Origin of the sequence: Rhodanobacter fulvus Jip2 (assembly GCF_000264315.1) — a bacterium.
In the GTDB taxonomy this organism is placed as follows: Bacteria; Pseudomonadota; Gammaproteobacteria; order Xanthomonadales; family Rhodanobacteraceae; genus Rhodanobacter; species Rhodanobacter fulvus.
The window spans coordinates 1-17,908 of sequence record NZ_AJXU01000004.1 but is presented as its reverse complement, the minus strand read 5'-3'; the positions used below and the strand labels follow the sequence as shown (position 1 = coordinate 17,908).

Below are 17,908 nucleotides of genomic sequence, written 5' to 3'. Positions count from 1 at the left end.
TTCCGTCCTTACGCGGTCACATCGCCGGTAATGCTGTTCTTGCGATTGCGCAGATGCACGTACAGGTTGTAGGTGGAAACGAACACCGGGAAGAAATTCGAGAGGATGCCCACCGAGTCGTTCTTGCCCACGATGAAGTACGCCAGCAGCAGCACGCTACCCAACACCGACAGCCACCAGAACGCCAGCGGCATCACCACGCGCTTGTACTTGCGCGTGTAATACAGCTGCACGAACCACCGGCTGGTGAACATCAAGGTGCCGGTATAGCCCACGATCTTCCACGGCGTCAGCTGGAAGTTCTGCAACGCATGGATGATCGACGGGAAGTGAGCACTGAAAAAATCCATGGCGATGCGCTTGGAATGGAGAAGTCCGCAAGTCTACCAATCAAGCCATGCCGCCAGCGGCCCGGTTGCGGAATAACGTTGACCGGCGTGGCAAGGCCCCCTAGAATACGGCGCTCACATTGGGCGGTTAGCTCAGCGGTAGAGCACTGCCTTCACACGGCAGGTGTCGCAGGTTCGATCCCTGCACCGCCCACCAAGACAAAAAAAACCGGCCTTCTGGCCGGTTCAGACTGCTGACAAACTCTGGCCTCTGCCAGGGTTTGTCGTTTTAATGGGTCCATGCTCAAAGACCCGACTCCCACGCAGCAACACCTGGAAATGGTGACGCTGGACATGCTGGTGCCTGCAGACCATCTGTTGCGCAAGATTGCCGCAACGGTGGACTTCGAGTTCATCCGAGGCGAGGTGGCGCACTTGTACTGCGCCGACAACGGCCGCCCGGCGCTGGATCCGGTAGTGATGTTCAAACTGCTGTTCATCGGCTACCTGTTCGGCATCCGCAGCGAGCGCCAATTGATGCGCGACGTCCAGGTCAACGTGGCTTACCGCTGGTTTGCCGGGTTCCGCCTGACCGGCAAGGTGCCCGACGCCTCGACGTTTTCGCAGAACCGGCGTCGACGCTTCACGGATACGACGGTTTACCAGGGCATCTTCGATGCGATCGTGCAGCAGGCCATGGGGCATGGGCTGGTCGGTGGGCGCGTGTTGTACACGGACAGCACGCACCTGAAGGCCAACGCCAACAAGAAGAAGTTCGATCTGATGGAGGTCGAGCAGACGCCATCGGCCTACCTTCAGGCGCTGGACGCGGCAGTCGATGCCGATCGCCAGGCGCACGGCAAGAAAGCCCTCCAGCGGGACAGCGACACGCCGCCACCGACCAAGCCGACCAAGGTCAGCCGGACCGACCCGGACAGCGGCTACATGGTGCGCGACGAGAAACCCAAGGGTTTCTTCTACCTGGACCACCGCACGGTCGATGCCAAGCACGCGATCATCACCGACACACACGTGACGGCGGGCAATGTGCATGACAGCCAGCCTTACCTGGCGCGTCTGGATCGCCAGCGCGAGCGCTTCGGGCTGGACGTCGAGGCGGTCGGCCTGGACGCCGGCTACTTCACCCCGGCGGTATGTCATGGCCTGGAGGAGCGCGGTGTGCTGGGCGTGATGGGTTACCGCACGCCCAACCACAAGCCCGGCACCTTCTATAAGCGCGAGTATCGCTACGACCCGGATCGGGACGTCTACGTGTGTCCGAACGGCCAAACGCTGGCTTACCGCACCACCAACCGGGTCGGCTACCGGGAATACAAATCCGATCCTGCCCAATGCCGCGCCTGCCCCCTGCGCCACCGCTGCACGGCCAGTGCCAATGCCACCAAAGTGGTCGTCCGCCACGTATGGGAAGAGGCCAAGGAGCGGGTCGACGCCCGCCGCCTGATCGCTTGGGGCAAGCGCGTATACGCGCGACGCAAGGAGACGGTCGAGCGCAGCTTTGCCGACGCCAAGCAGCTCCATGGACACCGCTATGCCCGCATGCGTGGCTTGCGCCGGGTAGCCGAGCAATGCCTGCTGGCCGCCGCGGCACAAAACATCAAGAAGATCGCCCTGCTGCGAGCGCGTTTACGTGCCCTTTTTGCGCGCCTGGCGTGCCTCCAGACACGCCTCAGCGCCATGGCACCGCCATTCCCGCTTCGCGGCGCCTGTCCACGATGATCGCCGCGACGTTCTCCCGGCCTGAATGAAAAACCCCGCGTTCCGAAAAACGTGGGGTTCGTCAGCAGTCTGAACCGGCCTTCTGGCCGGTTTTTTTTGGGGTGTCCTTTGGCCGTCAAGCACCGCGGGCTCCGGTTCTGCCGGAGCCCGCAGCATCCATCAGAACGCGATGCGCACGCCGGCCTTGAACTCGTGCGACGTTGCATGACTCCAGTTGTCGGACTGGTAGTCCACGTAGAGCGTGGCATTGTTCGACACTTTCGCCACCACGCCCGCACCCACCTGCACCCCATCGCGACCCGCCGCCGACGCCGTCGTGCGGAACGAGCCGGTGCTGCTGAGGCGCGAGTTGACGACGGCCGACGTGTCGCCCATCTGATGCACCGCGAACACGTCCAGGTGAGGGCTGATCTCCCAGCCGCGCCAGCCGAAGCTGGTGCTGATGCGCCCGCCGAGGCGTGCGCGCAGCGAGGCGATGTCGCTGGACGACATGTCCAGCGCGGCCTGCGGTGCGCCGTGTTCCTGTACGCCGCCGCGATGGACGTTCTGGCTGCTCAGGCCCACGGCCGGGGTGATCGCCCATGCACCGGCATCGAACCGCCGGCCCGCTTCGATATCGACCGAAACGGAGTGGCCCCGCGGATCGGACGAAAGCTGAGCTGTGCCGCTGGACAGATCCACCGAGCGGTCGATCGTGTAGTCGTCGTTGGAATAGCCCACGATGCCGTTGACGTAGTTGCCGCCGGACTGCCACACGCCATAGGCAAACGCCTGGTAGCTCGACTGCTTGCCCTCGCCCAGCCAGCCCGCGTACACCGCGTCGCGGCTGTACGCCACGCCGCCGCCAGCGGTCAGGTTTTCGGAGAACGCGTTGTCCAGGCCTACCACCAGCGTGTTGTTGTTGAAGCCGTAGCCCTGCGCGGCCGACGTGTCGTCGATGCGGCCGTTGGCGTGGATCGTGGTGGTCCAGAAGTGGTCGCCCAGCTCCGACCGCGGCGCGCCATCCGCGGCTGCCACGTCGCCGTTCATCGGGCTGGCCATGCGCTGCCTGACCGTGGATTGCAGGCGGTAACCCGACTGCATCACCGCGTTCATGAGATCGGCGTGCACCTCGCCACCCAACTGCTGGAAGGTGTGCGAAAGCTGGTCCGCATCCATGCCGAGCAGTTCGTCCTGCAGCCGGTCGGTCGACGACACGCGGGCACCCGCCGCGCCACGTACCCCGTCGACCGCCGCGCCGACGGAGGCCGCGTTGGACGTGCTGTACGCGGCCAGCAGCTGGCTGTAGCTGTCGGGCGTGACCGCCAGGATCACGTCGTCGGCGGTGTAGCGCACGTCGAACCGCGCGTTGTCCGGCAGGCCGTCGCTGGCTGGCGCCACCGAGGCGTACTCACCCTCCACGCCGCCTTCGGCATGCACGACATGGAAGGTGTCGCCGATCTCGGGCACGAAGGTGTTGCTGGCATCGCCCGTGATATCGCGAAGCCTCGGCACCAGCGTGCCGCCGGCGGTGTAGACGCTTTGCGCACCGACCAGTTCAAGCGTGTCGAAATGGCCGGCGCCGATGCCCGCCGTGCGCCCGTCCACATCCACCAGCAGGCGGCTGCCGTCCTGCTGCTTGACGCTGCCCGCCACCTGCAGGTGGCCCGGCGAATTGCCCGGCGACAGCGTGCCCTTCACGTCCACGTCGCCCTCGATCCGGCCCGAACCGCTGGCGACGGCGCCCTCGTACACCCAGACCTTGCCGGTGAAGGTGCTGTTGAAGGCCAGATCGCCCTGCTTGACGCAGGCGCCGATGGCGTTGGAGCCGCCGCCACGCAGGTCCAGGCGCCCCTCGCCGCTCTTGATGAAGCACGCATTGCCGTCGACGGTGCCGGTGAGGACCACGTCATGGCCGTTGGTGTTGAAGTGCGCGTTCTCGCCGGTGACGTGCACCTTCTGCGTGATCGTTCCGCCGAACAACGTGCTGAAGTTGCCGTCGGTGCCGATGTAGATGTCGCCGCCCGCCGCACCGGCCGCACTCTGCGACGCCACCGCGATGGAGCCGCCCTTCACCTCCATCAGCACCTGGCTGTTGTTGCCCGAAAGCGTCAGCACGCCGGAGCCCAGCTTCTGCACGATGCCGGCGCCATCGATGTTGCCCGACACGGTGACCGCATGGCCGCCGGTGTCGAACACCGCCGATCGGGTGTCGTTGACGTAGATCGCATGCGTGATGTCCACGTCGGACAGCGAGCGCAGCGTGGTGTCATCCTCGATGGTTATCACGCCGGTGCTGGCGCCCAGGGCGGCGTCGCCATCGAACGCCAGCGTGCCGCCTTTTACGTGGATGCCGTTCTGGCTGTTGTTGCCGGTCAGCGTCAGCGTGCCGTCGCCGACCTTGTTCAGTGTGCCGGCGCCGGAGACCTGGCCGGACAGCACCACGTCGCTGCCGTGGGTGTCGATGGTCGAGCCGGCGCCCTTCAGCACGAACGCGTTGTCTGAAGTGAAACTGCCTGTGCTCTGCAACGTGCCATTGGCGCCGATGGTGACCGTGCCGCTGCCCAGGTTCGCGTCCGACGACGCCTGCACGGTGCCGCCGTTGACCTGCAGGCCGCCCGAGAACGTATTGCTGCCGCTCAGGCCCTGGATGCCGTGATCGACGACGACCGAGCCGGTGCCGGCGATGGTGCCGCCGAAATCGCCCGAGGCGTCGGTCAGGGTCAGCGCCTTGTCGCCCAATTGCACTTCGCCCGAACCGGTCAGCGCCTTGACACTGGCGCCGGCGGTCGCCGCCGAGATGTCCAGCGTGCCGTTGTTGACGACCTTGCTGGACGAGGCCACGCTGCCGGCACCGCTCAATGCCAGGGTGCCATCGTCGATGGCGGTGACGCCGGTATAGGTATTGGTGCCCGCCAGGGTCAGCGTGCCCGAACCGACCTTGTTCAAGTCGCCAATGCCCCCCATCGAGCCGCTGATGACCACGTCGTTCGCCTGAGTGTCGATGGTCGAGTCGGCACCAACCAGCACCACCGCGTTGGCGATGCTCAGGTTATCGGTGGCCTGCAGGGAAGCATTACCGAGGCTGATCGTGCCCGAGCCAAGGTTGGAGCCATCAGAGGCCTGCACGCTGCCTGCGTCGATATTCAGGCCGCCACTGAAGGCACCGTCACCGGCCAACACCAGCGTGCCATCGCCGGCTTTCGTCAGGCTCCCCGTGCCGGTGATGTCGCCATAGCTGGTCACCTTGGTGCCGGCATCGCTCGCGAGGGTTCCGTTGCCCGTATTCAATTTGATGTCGTGATACATGGTGATGTCATCGGTGGTATGCAACGTGCCACCGTTGAACGTGAGATCGGCGTCCGTATCCCCCAGATTGCCGTCGTTGGCGATCTGCAGCGTGCCGCCATTGAGGATGGTGCCGCCCTTGTAGCTGTTGTGGCCGTTGAGCACCAATGTGCCGTCGTTGACGATGGTGGCGCCGTTTTGCGACGCGGTGCCGTCCACGACCAGCGTACCCTCGCCATCTTTCACCAGATTGCCGCTGCCGGTTACCGCGCCCGTGCTGGTCAAGGTGGTGCCGGCATCACCCGTGATGGTGCCGTTGCCGGCATCCAGCGTGATGTCGCGCGCGGTGCTGATGTCGCCGGTGGTGTGCAGCGTGCCGCCGTTGAAGGTCAGGTCGCTGCTGGCATCGCCCAGGTTGCTGTCACTGCCGACCTGCAGTGTGCCGCCGTTGAGCGTGGTGCCGCCGGTGTAGGTGTTGTCGCCGTTGAGCACCAGGGTGCCGTCGTTGACGACCGTGCCGCCCGTCTGCGAGGCGACGCCGTCCAGCACCAGCGCGCCGTCGCCATCCTTCACCAAGCTGCCGCTGCCGCTGACCGCACCCGTGCTGGTCAAGGTGGTGCCGGTATCGCTGGCGATGGTGCCGTTGCCCGCATCGACGGTGATGTCGCGGGCGGTGGTGATGTCGGCGGTGGTACGCAGCGTGCCGCCATCGAGGGTGATGTCGCCGCCGGTGGCACCCAGGTTGCCGTCGCTGTCGATCTGCAGCGTGCCGCCGTTGACGGTCGTACCGCCCGCGTAGCTGTTGTCGCCGGTCAGGGTCACCGTGCCGGTGCCGTCCTTGACCAGGTTGCCGCTGCCGCTCATGTCGCCGGCATAGGTGCCGTCGGCGGCCTGGTCGAAGGCCACCGTGGCGTTGTTGGCGATGTCGCCCTGCAGGCTGTCGGTGTCGCCCCGCAGTGTGCCGCCGTTGACCGTGGTGCCGCCGGTGTAGCTGTTGTCGCCGGTCAGGGTCACCGTGCCAGTGCCGTCCTTGACCAGGTTGCCGCTGCCGCTCATGTCGCCGGCATAGGTGCCGTCGGTGGCCTGGTCGAAGGCGACCGTGGCGTTGTTGGCGATGTCGCCCTGCAGGCTGTCGGTGTCGCCCCGCAGCGTGCCGCCGTTGACCGTGGTGCCACCGGTGTAGCTGTTGTCGCCGGTCAGTTCCAGGGTACCTTCGCCTTCCTTCGTCAAGCCGCCGGTGCCGCTGATGGTGCCGCTGTTGGTCAGCGTGGTACCGGCATCCGTGTCGAAGGTGCCGCCGCCGGCATTGAGAGTGATGTCGCGGCCATTGTCGATATCTGCGGTGGTGTTCAGCGTGCCACCGTCGAAACTCAGCTCCGCGGATGGATCGCCCAGTGCGCTGTCGGAACCGACACTGACCACACCGCCGTTGATGGCAAGCCCGCCCACGCTGGTGTTGTTTCCTTCGATGGTGAGGGTGCCATCGCCGGTCTTGGTCAGCAGGCCGCGCCCGTCGATGTCCCCCGTCAGGGTCAAGTCCTTGCCCGCGTCGGTGTCGATGGTGCCGCCGCCACTGGCCACGCTGACGATCTGGTCAAGCGTCGTGGTGGTGCTCGGCTGCAAGGTGCCGCCATCGAAAATGATCGGCTTGCTGGGGTCCAGCGAGGTTTCGTCGATCACGTCGCCTACTTCGATGCGAGGAACGCTGGCGAGCAAGTCCGCCGTGATCACGGTCACCGAGCTCGACAGGATCACGTCGTCGATCGGATGCCAGTCCTGCGTGGGGACGGGGATGGGGACATAGGTGAAGGTATAGGTCCCGGGAATCAGTCCCGTGAACTCCATGCCTTGCCACGTAAGCACGGGCGAGCCGTAGGTGTCATACCCAACCAATGAAGTACCGTCAGACCAGAAGTTCGTGTCGCCATCGACCAGCCCGTCGGGCCGGATTTGGGTATACAGCGTGAAGTCGGTGGTCGTCGTACCCATGGGGCCCGAGAGCATCAGTGCACCTTCGGGAAAATGGGTGTCGTGATAGGTGCCGTACCAGAAGGTCAGCGCGTAATCGCCCGAGTTCGAATAGCCGATGGTGATCGTGTGGGCGTAGCCCGCAGAGGCGGTCGCCAAGCCCAGCACAACGCCTGCGCCCAACCGCGCCAACCCCATCTTCCTCGACGCTTTTGAGCCTTGTCCGCTGGCGCGCCCTGCCTTGCTTCGACTGCGGCACAACTCGGATGCGACAACCATCTGCCCCAGCGCGCGATTCCAGACGATACGAAAAATGCGATTCATGTTTGAGCCCTGATTTTATGAAGACGCGCAGTCACGCCCGCCCGGAGGTGGCTGTGGCTTGCTTACGCAAGGAAACGATCGATGGTTTTTCTGACACGCGGGTCGGAGAACCGGACGGCGCGGCGAAACCCCTAATTTCGTGGAAGCAACAGGCGTGCCACGCGGATATCTCGTAGTGATAATCCGATCACACCGTTCACCGCAGAGGTTATGTTAGCGACTTTAAGGACGGCTTTCACGCGGCCTTCACATGCGGCAGGGGCTCGCCACGTTCAGTCCCACCGGCGCGAGCGTTTGCCGCAGCACTGATTTCTCCCTCCGGCGGGGTGTCTGAAGCCCTCCGCGGGCAAGGCGCTTCAAGGCAAAAACTGCCTTAATCGGTCACCAGGTGTCGCAACATGTTCTGAAAAAAACGCCACCCGCAGATGGACGCTGGATGGCGGCAAGAAAGCCATCGGCACGGCTCAGGGCGCTGGCGCAGCAACCTCTGCAGCCAACGCCGCCAGCCGATCCAGTTCTTCTTCCACAAAGCCCGACTCCAGCCGCGCGGGCCGGTTGAACGGACCGCGCAGGTTGACGCCCATGTAGTCGCGGATCAGCGCGAAGAAATGGGCGATCGGTTCGATGCCGTCGCGCTGGCAGCAGTGGCGATACCAGCGCGTGCCCGCGGCAACGTGGGCGACTTCCTCACGCAGGATCACCTCCAGGATCGCCACCGTGCGGGTGTCGCCCAACTGACGCAGGCGTTCGATCATGCCGGGGGTGACGTCCAGCCCGCGCGCTTCCAGCACACGCGGCACCAGGCCCATGCGGGCGGTGTCGTCGTGCGCGGTTTTTTCGGCCATCTGCCACAGGCCGTCGTGGGCGTCGAAATCGCCGTAGGCGTGGCCAAGCTCCTGCAACCGCTCGGCCAGCATCGCGAAATGGCGCGCCTCGTCATGGGCGCAGCTGGCCCAGTCGCGGTAGTACGCGGCCGGCATGCCGCGGAAACGATAGACGGCGTCCCAGGCCAGGTTGATTGCGTTGAACTCGATGTGCGCCACGGCATGCACCAGCGCCGCGCGGCCCGCCTCACTGCCCAGGCCGCGTTGCGGCAACTGGCGCGCGTTTACCAACACGGGTTTCGCAGGCCGGCCGGGGGCGGTGATCGGATCGGGTGCGGGCGATGCCGCATCAGGCTGCAGGTCGCCGGCGAGAAACGCTTCCCACGTGGCGTGGGTAAGCCGCAGTTTCTCGGCCGGTTCGGTGGCATCCAGGCAGCGTTTGGCTGCCGCGTGAAGATCGGTCATGGCGCGATGTGGCAGCGAGCGATCACCGCTAGCCGCTGCGCCGGGCAGCCTTGGCGTCGTCCGAACGCAGCATCTGGATCTGCTCCAGATAACGCTGGTCCAGGCCGGTGACGTATTCGCCGGAGAAACACGAGGCGTCGAATTGCTGCAGCTCCTCGTTACCGTCCTGCACGGCCCAGATCAGGTCCTTCAGGTCCTGGTAGACCAGCCAGTCGGCGCCCAGGATTTTCTCCACCTCGGCCTCGGTCTTGCCGGCGGCCACCAGCTCGGTCACCGAGGGCATGTCGATGCCGTAGACGTTGGGGTAGCGCACCGGCGGCGCGGCGGAGGCGAAATAGACGTTCTTGGCGCCGGCGTCGCGGGCCATCTGGATGATCTGTTTCGAGGTGGTGCCGCGCACGATCGAGTCGTCGACCAGCAGCACGTTCTTGTTGCGGAATTCCAGATCGATCGCGTTGAGCTTGCGCCGTACCGACTTCACCCGCTCGCCCTGCCCCGGCATGATGAAGGTGCGACCGATGTAGCGGTTCTTGACGAAGCCCTCGCGGAACGGCACGCCCAGCACCCCGGCCAGCGCGCTGGCGGCGGTGCGTGCGGTGTCGGGAATGGGGATCACCGCGTCGATGCCATGGTCGGGGCGCAGGCGCAGGATCTTCGCACCCAGCTTTTCGCCCATGCGCAGGCGCGCCTTGTAGACCGAGACGTCCTCGATCATCGAATCGGGCCGCGCCAGGTAGACGTACTCGAAAATGCACGGTGTATGCAGCGCGCCCTCGGCGCAGCGGCGGCTGAACAGCTCGCCGGCGTCGGTGATGATCACCGCCTCGCCCGGCTCCACGTCGCGGATGCGCTTGAAACCCAGCACGTCCAGCGCCACCGATTCCGATGCCACCGCATATTCGCGGCCCTCGGCAGTGACGCGTTCGCCCAGCACCAACGGGCGGATGCCGTGCGGGTCGCGAAACGCCAGCAAGCCGTAGCCCAGCAGCAACGCCACGCAGGCATAGCCGCCGCGGGCGCGCACATGCATGCCGGCCACGGCCTTGAAGATGTGATCCGGCGTCAACGCCATGCGGTCCTGGATCTGCAGCTCGTGCGCCAGCACGTTCAGCAGCACTTCGGAATCGGAATCGGTATTGATGTGGCGCCGGTCGCCCTCGAACATCTCGCGGCGCAACTCGTCGGTGTTGACCAGGTTGCCGTTGTGGGCGAATGCGATGCCGTAGGGTGAGTTGACGTAGAACGGTTGCGCTTCCGACGAGCCCTCGGAACCGGCCGTGGGATAGCGGCAATGGCCGATGCCGATGCGGCCGGGCAGCGTCTTCATCGATGCCTCGGTGAACACGTCGCGCACCAGCCCGTTGCCCTTGTGCAGGCGCAGCCGCGAACCGTCCACGGTGGCGATGCCGGCGGCGTCCTGGCCGCGGTGCTGCAACACCGTCAAGCCGTCATAAAGCGCCGATGCCACCTGGGTGGTACCGACAATGCCGATGATTCCGCACATGTTGTTGCCTGCTTCGAAAGTCGTTCAAAAATGAGGGGCGGGAGCACTGCCTGCAGCCGCGGGATAGGCCGGGCGGGCGGTGCTTGCCGGGGCGGGCGTCCGGTCCGATATGGGGGTCAGCAGCGAAGCCGGCAAGCGCGGCAGCTGGCTCAGCTGGGCAGGCGCGTGCAGGTTGCGCACCTCGGCCGGCACGCGCTGTTCCAGCCAGGTGGCCACATGCTGAAAATGCGGCAGCAACACCGACTGCTGCCACCACGGGTCGCGGGTGAACGCGGTGAAACCGATCAGGAACACCAGCAAGGTCACCAGCAGCACGCCGCGCACGAAACCGAAGATCATGCCCAGCAGCCGATCGGTGCCGGACAAGCCGGTACCGGCCACCAGCCGCGCCACCACGAAGCGCAGCAACGCCCCCAGGATCAGCACCGCCACGAAACACAGGCCGTAGCCGGCGATGATCCGCGCCGAGGGCAGCGTGATGATGGTGCCGAAATGCGACGCCACCGCCGGCCCGAAAACCCAGGCCACCCAGAACGCCGCCGCCCACACCACCAGCGCCAGCACCTCGACCACCAGGCCACGCCACAGGCCGATCAATACCGACAAGCCGAGCACGCCGATGATCGCGTAGTCGATCCAGTTCATGGGTGGGTTCGTCCGACTCGCAGTGGGTGACGCAAGCTCAAGGCACCGACACGATGTTGCCGTCGATGCCCAGCTTGGCCTTGATCTGGTCGTGCACGCGCTGCGCATCGGCGCGCTGCGTCTGCGGACCGGCGCGCACCCGCCACAGCTGCTTGCCGCCCACGTTGACCGAATCGACAAAGCCGTCGAAGCCCGCCGCCCGCAACTTGTCGCGCAGCGCGTTGGCGTCGGCCTGGCCGCTCACCGCCGCCAGTTGCACCGCCCAGCCGCCGGCCCTGCTGGCGCTGGCGGTATGCGCGGAGGTGGTCGGGCTGGCCGAGCTGGCTTGCGCGTCGCTGTGTTCCAGCGTTGCCGGCACGCCGGAGATGCTGTGGGTGATTTTCAGCCGGGCGGCCTCAGCCGCCGTGCGCGTGGCAAACGGGCCGGCAACCACCTTGGTCCGGCGCTGCCCCGCCTGGGTGATCGGATGGCTGCTGACCGGGTAACCCAGGGCGCGCACCTTCTGCTGCAAGCTGGCCGCGCCCGAGGCGCTGGCGTAGGCGCTGAGGTTGATCATGTAGCTGCCCTGCCCGCCGACGTCGGCCACGTGGGGAGCGGGCTCGGCGGGTTTGGATGCGGGCTTGGGCGCCGGAGCCGGGGCGGGTTCGGGCTTGGCTTCGGCCTTGGCGGGAGCCGCCGGCTTGGTCGCGACGGGCTCGGCGGCAGCGGGAGCCGGTGTTTCGTCGCGCGGCGCGGCCTGCATCGGGATCACCGGCTCGGCGGTGGATGTGCCCGTTCCCGTGCTCACCGTGGTGGGCTCGTGCGCCTTGCCGGCACGGGGATCGGTTTCCACATCCAGCGGACGGTTGGAGCCGATGTTCACGGTGGCCAGCTGGTCGGCCGAGGCCGGCGCTTGCGCCTGCGTCGGTGCCGTGCCGCTGGTGGACAGATCCATGGTGCGCGTCTGCAGGTCGCGATCCGGCGCCGGCGGAATCGCCAGGCTCACTGCCGCGTCGCCACTTTCCGCCGGTGGCTTGCTGGAAAAGAACATGGGAATGAACAGAACCGCCAAGGCGATCAGGACGGCAGCACCCAGCAGGCGTGTATTCAAGGTTTCGCTCCAAGGCGGCTCGCGGCAGGCAGAACGCGATTATAACCGCCAGCGTCCCTGCTCATGGAACCGTCCCAACCGGCACGGTGCACGCGGCGGCGGATGGTGTGGGCTCCAGCGCCATCTGCGCCAGCACGGCACTGGCCACGAAGAAGGAACCGAAAGCCAGGATGCGATCCCCGGCCGGCGCCGCCCGGCGCGCCGCAGCAAGCGCGGCGGGCACGTCGGCGTGGGTGTCGAACGTTGCGCCGGGCTGGGTCTGCCGCAGGATTCCCGCGAGCGCTTCCACGGCCAGACCGCGAGGACTCACCTGCTCCAGTCCGGCCAGATGCCAGTGATCGATGCGCGCGCCCAATGCACTGATGACGCCGGCCACATCCTTGTCGCCCAGCGCACCGTACACCGCGTGCACCCGCGCGGGTGGTTGCGCGTCCAGCCAGTCCGCCAGCGCACGCGCGGCCTGCGGGTTGTGGCCCACGTCCACCAGCACCGGCGGATCGCCGCCCAGCGGTTGCAGGCGTGCCGATGGCGAGGCGGCGCGCAATCCCGTGCCGATAGCCATGGGCCAGTCGCGCGTCGACAGCACCGGCTCCGCCGACCACAGCGCATGCAGGGCCGCAATCGCGGCCGCCGCATTGGCGTATTGCACCGGCGCCGACAGCCGCGGATCGGGCAGTTCCATGTCGGCGCCGTCGCGGTGCTGCCAACGCCAGCCGCCGCCGGCATGGCGCTGCGCGTGGAAATCCACGCCGGCCCGCTCGATCCGGGCACCGCACGCGGCCAGCGTCTGCAGCAATCCGGCCGGCGGCTCCAGCTCACCCACGATTGCCGGCCGGCCGCTGCGGGCGATGCCCGCTTTTTCGCGCCCGATGCTGTCGCGGTCGTTGCCCAGCCAGTCCATGTGGTCCAGATCCACCGTGGTGATCACCGCCACGTCAGCATCGATGATGTTCACCGCGTCCAGCCGCCCGCCCAGCCCCACTTCCAGCACCGCCAGATCCAGCCCCGAGCGCGCAAACAGGTCCAGCGCGGCCAACGTGCCGAATTCGAAATAGGTCAGGGGAATGGCCGGATCGGAACCGGCCGTGCGCGCCGCCTCGATGCGTTCGAACGAGGCGACCAGCGCTGCGTCGTCCACTTCGGCACCGTCGATCCGCACCCGCTCGTTGTAGCGCAGCAGATGCGGCGAGGTGAAACTGCCCGTGCGCCAACCGGCCGCTCGCGCCATCGCCTCCAGCAAGGCCACGGTGGAGCCCTTGCCATTGGTGCCGCCCACGGTGATGACACGCCGCGCCACCGCCGGCGCGCCCATCCGCAGCCACACCTGCCGCACCCGGTCGAGCCCCAGCTCGATGCTGTGTACGTTGACGTGTTCCTGGTAGGCCAGCCATTCGGCGAGGTTGCGGGGCATGCGAAAGCTTCTTGTTGAATGGCGGGTGCGGCGCGCGTCCGTTGCGCGTGGTGGGAATCGGTGGGGATCAGCCAGCCATTCTACTGTCCACAGCCGTCGACGCGGCGCGGGCAAACGCGCACGGCGGGCGGGAATGGGGGAAAGCAGGCAAAATACCCGGTCTCGGTGCTTGCGATGTTGCTCCTGCCCAGGGCGGGTCGCGACTGAAGTCGCTCCTACAAGGGTCGCGCCGATCCACCCATCACAGCGGTAAACCTTTCGATGAACGCCCACCCCACCCTGCCTGTGCAGGATGACGCCGAGTCCGCATTGCTGGCGCAATTGCGCGAAACCACCGCGCTGCTGGAAGCGCTGGCCGCCGACCGCCAGTTGCTGGACCGTCTGCCCGCCGACGAGCGCGCGCGGTTGCAGCTGGCCGTAGCCAATGTCTACCACCCCGATCCGGTGGCGCGGCGGGTGAAGCTGAAGGCCGCGGAGAAAGCGCGCCACGCGGCGAAGGTGCAGACCGAAGACAACGTGCTGAACCAGACCGGCATCCGCGCGCTGCGCCGCAAGCCGGTGTTCACCACGCCCAACGTGTTCGCCCCCGAGGGATTCATCGCGCACGACGTCGATCCCGGCGCCGATGCGGCGCAGCCGCGCGAATCGGTCGAGCCGAAACACTGCTACGTGTGCAAGCAGAAATACTCGACCCTGCATTTTTTCTACGACCAGATGTGCCCCACCTGCGCCGCGTTCAACTACGCCAAGCGCACCGAGCTGGCCGACCTGCATGGACGCGTGGCCTTGCTCACCGGCGGCCGCGTGAAGATCGGCTACCAGGCCGGCCTGAAGCTGCTGCGCGCCGGCGCCGAGTTGATCGTCACCACGCGTTTCCCGCGCGATTCGGCGGCGCGCTACGCGGCGGAGCCGGACTTTGTCGAGTGGGGTCATCGCCTGCAGGTCTATGGCCTGGACCTGCGCCACACGCCCAGCGTGGAAGCGTTCTGCCAGGAGCTGGTGGCGACCCGGACGCGGCTGGATTTCATCATCAACAACGCCTGCCAGACCGTGCGCCGCCCGCCGGATTTCTACGCGCACATGATGGAAGGCGAAACCGCCGCACTGCACGACATGCCCGAGCACCTGCGCAAGCTGGTCGGGCATTACGAAGGCCTGCGTGGCTCGAACATCCTGCCCCAAGGCACGGGCCGCGACACTGCCGTCCCCGGCCTGACCCGCGCCGCCGAACTATCGCAACTACCGCTGCTGCCCGAGGAACTGCTGGCGCAAAGCCACCTGTTCCCCGAAGGCCGACTGGACCAGGATTTGCAGCAGATCGATCTGCGCCAGCGCAATTCCTGGCGGCTGCTGATGGCCGAGGTGCCGTCGGTGGAACTGCTGGAGGTGCAACTGGTCAACGCCATCGCACCGTTCATCATCAACGCGCGGCTGAAGCCGCTGATGCTGCGCACCGACGAGCGCGACAAGCACATCGTCAACGTATCGGCGATGGAAGGCCAGTTCTACCGCAGCTTCAAGACCACCCGCCATCCACACACCAACATGGCCAAGGCCGCGCTGAACATGATGACGCGCACCTCGGCCACCGATTACCACAACGACGGCATCCACATGAACAGCGTCGACACCGGCTGGGTGACCGATGAAGACCCGGCCGAGCTGGCGGCGAAAAAAGTGCTGGAAGAACGCTTCCACCCACCGCTGGATATCGTCGACGGCGCCGCCCGCATCGTCGACCCGATCATCCACGGCATCAACACGGGCGAGCATGTGTGGGGCCAGTTCCTGAAGGACTACCGCCCCACCGATTGGTAAACACCGTTCCCTTCTCCCGCCTGCGGGAGAAGGTGCCCGCAGGGCGGATGAGGGCGCTCTTGCTTCGGATTCACACCCGCTTCCCCACCCACGGTATGCACTGCGTTCTCGACTCCCCGGAGCGATGCCATGCGCCACGCGTTCGCCGTTGTCTTCATCGCCTTTGCCACGCTCGCCCTCACCGGCTGCGGCGAATCCGCACGGTTGACCGTGCGCCAGGGCATGGGTCCGAACCCGCAACTGCCACCGCCGCACAAAACCCTGATCCCCACCACCAACACCGCCAAGGCGGTGGGCTGGCCCAACGGCGAACATCCCACCGCTGCGCCGGGCCTGATGGTCCAGGCGTTCGCCCGCGACCTGGATCACCCCCGCTGGCTGTACACGCTGCCCAACGGCGACGTGCTGGTGGCGGAAACCAACGCGCCGCCCAGACCCGACGACAGCAAGGGCATCAAGGGCTGGATCGCCGGACTGATCATGGCCGGCGCCGGCGCCGGCGTACCCAGCGCCAACCGCATCACCCTGCTGCGCGACAGCGATGGCGATGGCGTCGCCGAAACGCGCCGCGTCTTCCTGCAGCATCTCAACTCGCCGTTCGGCATGGCGCTGGTGGGCGACACCTTCTACGTGGCCGACACCGACGCGCTGCTGGCATTTCCGTACCACGCCAGCGAAACCTCGATCACGGCGCCGGGCCGCAAGGTGATCGACCTGCCCGCCGGCACCATCAACCATCACTGGACCAAGAACGTCATCGCCAGCCAGGACGGCCGCAAGCTCTACGTCACCGTGGGCTCCAACAGCAACGTGGGCGAGAACGGCCTGGCTGTGGAAAGGGATCGCGCGCGCATCCTCGAAGTGGACATCGCCAGCGGCAACGCGCGCGTGTTCGCCACCGGCCTGCGCAATCCCAACGGCATGGACTGGCAGCCGCAAAGCGGCGCGCTGTGGACGGCTGTCAACGAACGCGATGAACTGGGTAGCGACCTGGTGCCCGATTACATGACCTCGGTGAAGGACGGCGGCTTCTACGGCTGGCCCTTCAGCTACTACGGCCAGCACGTCGATACCCGGGTGACGCCGCAGAACCCCGCCCTGGTGGCTTCGGCGCTCGTGCCCGACTACGCACTGGGGCCGCACACCGCCTCGCTGGGCCTGGTGTTCTATCGCGGCCAGTTGCTCGGTGCGCACTATCGCAACGGCGCATTCGTGGGCCAGCATGGCTCGTGGAACCGCCGGCCGCGCAGCGGCTACAAGATGATTTTCGTGCCGTTCGCGAACGGCAAACCTGCCGGCCCCGCGCAAGACGTTTTGACCGAATTTCTCGACAGCGAAGGCCGCGCCCGCGGCCGACCGGTAGGCGTGGCGGTGGATGCGAAGGGCGCCCTGCTGGTGGCCGATGACGTCGGCAACACGGTGTGGCGCGTAACACCGGCGCGAACCCGGGCCGATTGAGCGCCCGTCCCGCCGCGGAGCGCCCCATGAACGACAGCAAGCAGCGACTCGCCACCGACGCCACGCCGGACGATCACCAGACTGCCGACGAGAAAGACGGCTTCTCCCTTTCCACCGAAGAAAAGCATGACGTGGAGGAAAAGCAACCACCGCGCGCGGCCGTGCTGCACGAAACGATCCGGCTGCAGGGCGAGGAGGAACTGGGCCGCAGCATTCCGGCGCTGGGCTGGTCGGCGCTGGCGGCGGGTCTGTCGATGGGCTTTTCCATGCTGGCGCGCGGCTTGCTGCACCGCTATCTCGGCGAAGTGCCCGGCGCCTTCCTGATCGAAAGCCTGGGCTATCCGTTCGGCTTTCTGGTGGTGATCCTGGCGCGGCAGCAACTGTTCACCGAGAACACGATGACCGCGGTGCTGCCGCTGATGACCCATCCGGACCTGGCCAAGCTCGGCTTGCTGTTGCGGCTGTGGTCGGTGGTTTTCCTGGGCAATCTCATCGGTGCCGCGCTGTTTGCCTACGGCATCCTGCACATGCAGTTGTTCGACCACGCGACGCACGATGCGCTGGTCGGCATCGGCACCGAGGTGATGGCCAACTCGCCGTGGCAGATGTTCACCAAGGGCATCCTGGCCGGCTGGCTCATCGCCACCATGGTGTGGCTGGTGCCCGCCGCCGAGCAGGCCAAGATCACCGTCATCGTGCTCACCACCTACCTGATCGCGCTGGGTGGATTCACCCACATCATCGTGGGCTCGGTGGAGGTTCTGTACCTGGTGTTCAGCGGCGGCGCCGGGTTCGTCGACTACGTGGTCCACTTCGGCCTGCCCACCCTGCTGGGCAATATCGTGGGCGGCAGCTGCATCTTCGCGCTGATCAGCCATGCGCAGGTGCGAGGGGATGAGGCTTGAGCGCAGCGTCATCGCACCCTTGAACGTCCCGTCTCGTTCGGAGAAACCCCACGAAAACCCTGCTGCTTCCGCTGCGCACCGTTTCCACATGGGCCACCACGCCAGCTTGAACTTCCCCGCAGCACTTCGACTTCGCCGTCCTGTGGACGGCTACGCTCAG

The 17,908-nt window shown here is 66.4% G+C and carries 11 protein-coding genes, 1 tRNA gene and 2 pseudogenes; 5 read left to right on the top strand and 9 right to left on the bottom strand.

Annotated features, from left to right (window positions below; all coding sequences use genetic code 11):
• Window positions 1-8 precede the first annotated feature (8 nt).
• Complete coding sequence (locus tag UU9_RS00765; RefSeq protein WP_007079793.1) at window positions 9-350, bottom strand: lipid-A-disaccharide synthase N-terminal domain-containing protein; 342 nt, start codon at window positions 348-350, stop codon at window positions 9-11.
• 121 nt (window positions 351-471) lie between these two features.
• Between UU9_RS00765 and UU9_RS00760 the strand changes: the two genes are divergently transcribed.
• Window positions 472-546, top strand: a tRNA-Val gene (locus UU9_RS00760).
• An 83-nt stretch (window positions 547-629) separates the two neighbouring features.
• Window positions 630-2,069: an IS1182 family transposase gene (locus UU9_RS00755; RefSeq protein WP_050982349.1), complete on the top strand. Its 1,440-nt coding sequence runs from the start codon at window positions 630-632 to the stop codon at window positions 2,067-2,069.
• Window positions 2,070-2,228: 159 nt separating this feature from the next.
• Here the strand turns inward: UU9_RS00755 and UU9_RS00750 are convergent, their stop codons facing one another.
• The 8 genes and pseudogenes from UU9_RS00750 to folC all read right to left on the bottom strand — a co-directional run bounded on the left by UU9_RS00750 (window position 2,229) and on the right by folC (window position 13,567).
• On the bottom strand, window positions 2,229-5,909 hold the full coding sequence (locus UU9_RS00750) for an autotransporter outer membrane beta-barrel domain-containing protein (RefSeq protein WP_425476833.1): 3,681 nt from the start codon (window positions 5,907-5,909) through the stop codon (window positions 2,229-2,231).
• A 141-nt stretch (window positions 5,910-6,050) separates the two neighbouring features.
• Window positions 6,051-6,593 (bottom strand): annotated as a pseudogene (locus UU9_RS18580) (autotransporter-associated beta strand repeat-containing protein); the annotation flags it as partial.
• 165 nt (window positions 6,594-6,758) lie between these two features.
• Window positions 6,759-7,628 (bottom strand): annotated as a pseudogene (locus tag UU9_RS18575) (ESPR-type extended signal peptide-containing protein); the annotation flags it as partial.
• Window positions 7,629-8,092: 464 nt separating this feature from the next.
• Window positions 8,093-8,917 (bottom strand): ferritin-like domain-containing protein, encoded by an 825-nt coding sequence (locus UU9_RS00745; protein ID WP_007079790.1) that lies wholly within the window; start codon window positions 8,915-8,917, stop codon window positions 8,093-8,095.
• 28 nt (window positions 8,918-8,945) lie between these two features.
• Window positions 8,946-10,421 carry an amidophosphoribosyltransferase gene (gene purF, locus UU9_RS00740; protein ID WP_007079789.1) on the bottom strand — a complete coding sequence of 492 codons (1,476 nt, stop codon included), beginning with the start codon at window positions 10,419-10,421 and terminating at the stop codon, window positions 8,946-8,948.
• 24 nt (window positions 10,422-10,445) lie between these two features.
• Window positions 10,446-11,066: a CvpA family protein gene (locus tag UU9_RS00735; RefSeq protein ID WP_007079788.1), complete on the bottom strand. Its 621-nt coding sequence runs from the start codon at window positions 11,064-11,066 to the stop codon at window positions 10,446-10,448.
• A gap of 37 nt (window positions 11,067-11,103) precedes the next feature.
• Window positions 11,104-12,156, bottom strand: coding sequence for an SPOR domain-containing protein (locus UU9_RS00730; protein WP_007079787.1), 1,053 nt, complete (start codon window positions 12,154-12,156; stop codon window positions 11,104-11,106).
• Window positions 12,157-12,217: 61 nt separating this feature from the next.
• Window positions 12,218-13,567, bottom strand: a complete 1,350-nt coding sequence (folC, locus tag UU9_RS00725; RefSeq protein WP_007079786.1) for a bifunctional tetrahydrofolate synthase/dihydrofolate synthase — start codon at window positions 13,565-13,567, stop codon at window positions 12,218-12,220.
• A gap of 261 nt (window positions 13,568-13,828) precedes the next feature.
• On the opposite strand from folC, the gene UU9_RS00720 reads away from it, so the two are divergent.
• From UU9_RS00720 to UU9_RS00710, 3 genes are all read left to right on the top strand, one after another.
• Window positions 13,829-15,385, top strand: coding sequence for an SDR family NAD(P)-dependent oxidoreductase (locus UU9_RS00720; protein WP_007079785.1), 1,557 nt, complete (start codon window positions 13,829-13,831; stop codon window positions 15,383-15,385).
• A gap of 129 nt (window positions 15,386-15,514) precedes the next feature.
• Window positions 15,515-16,843, top strand: a complete 1,329-nt coding sequence (locus UU9_RS00715; protein WP_007079784.1) for a PQQ-dependent sugar dehydrogenase — start codon at window positions 15,515-15,517, stop codon at window positions 16,841-16,843.
• Window positions 16,844-16,869: 26 nt separating this feature from the next.
• A complete protein-coding gene (locus UU9_RS00710; protein WP_007079783.1) occupies window positions 16,870-17,748 on the top strand; it encodes a formate/nitrite transporter family protein in 879 nt (292 codons plus the stop codon).
• Window positions 17,749-17,908 lie beyond the last annotated feature (160 nt).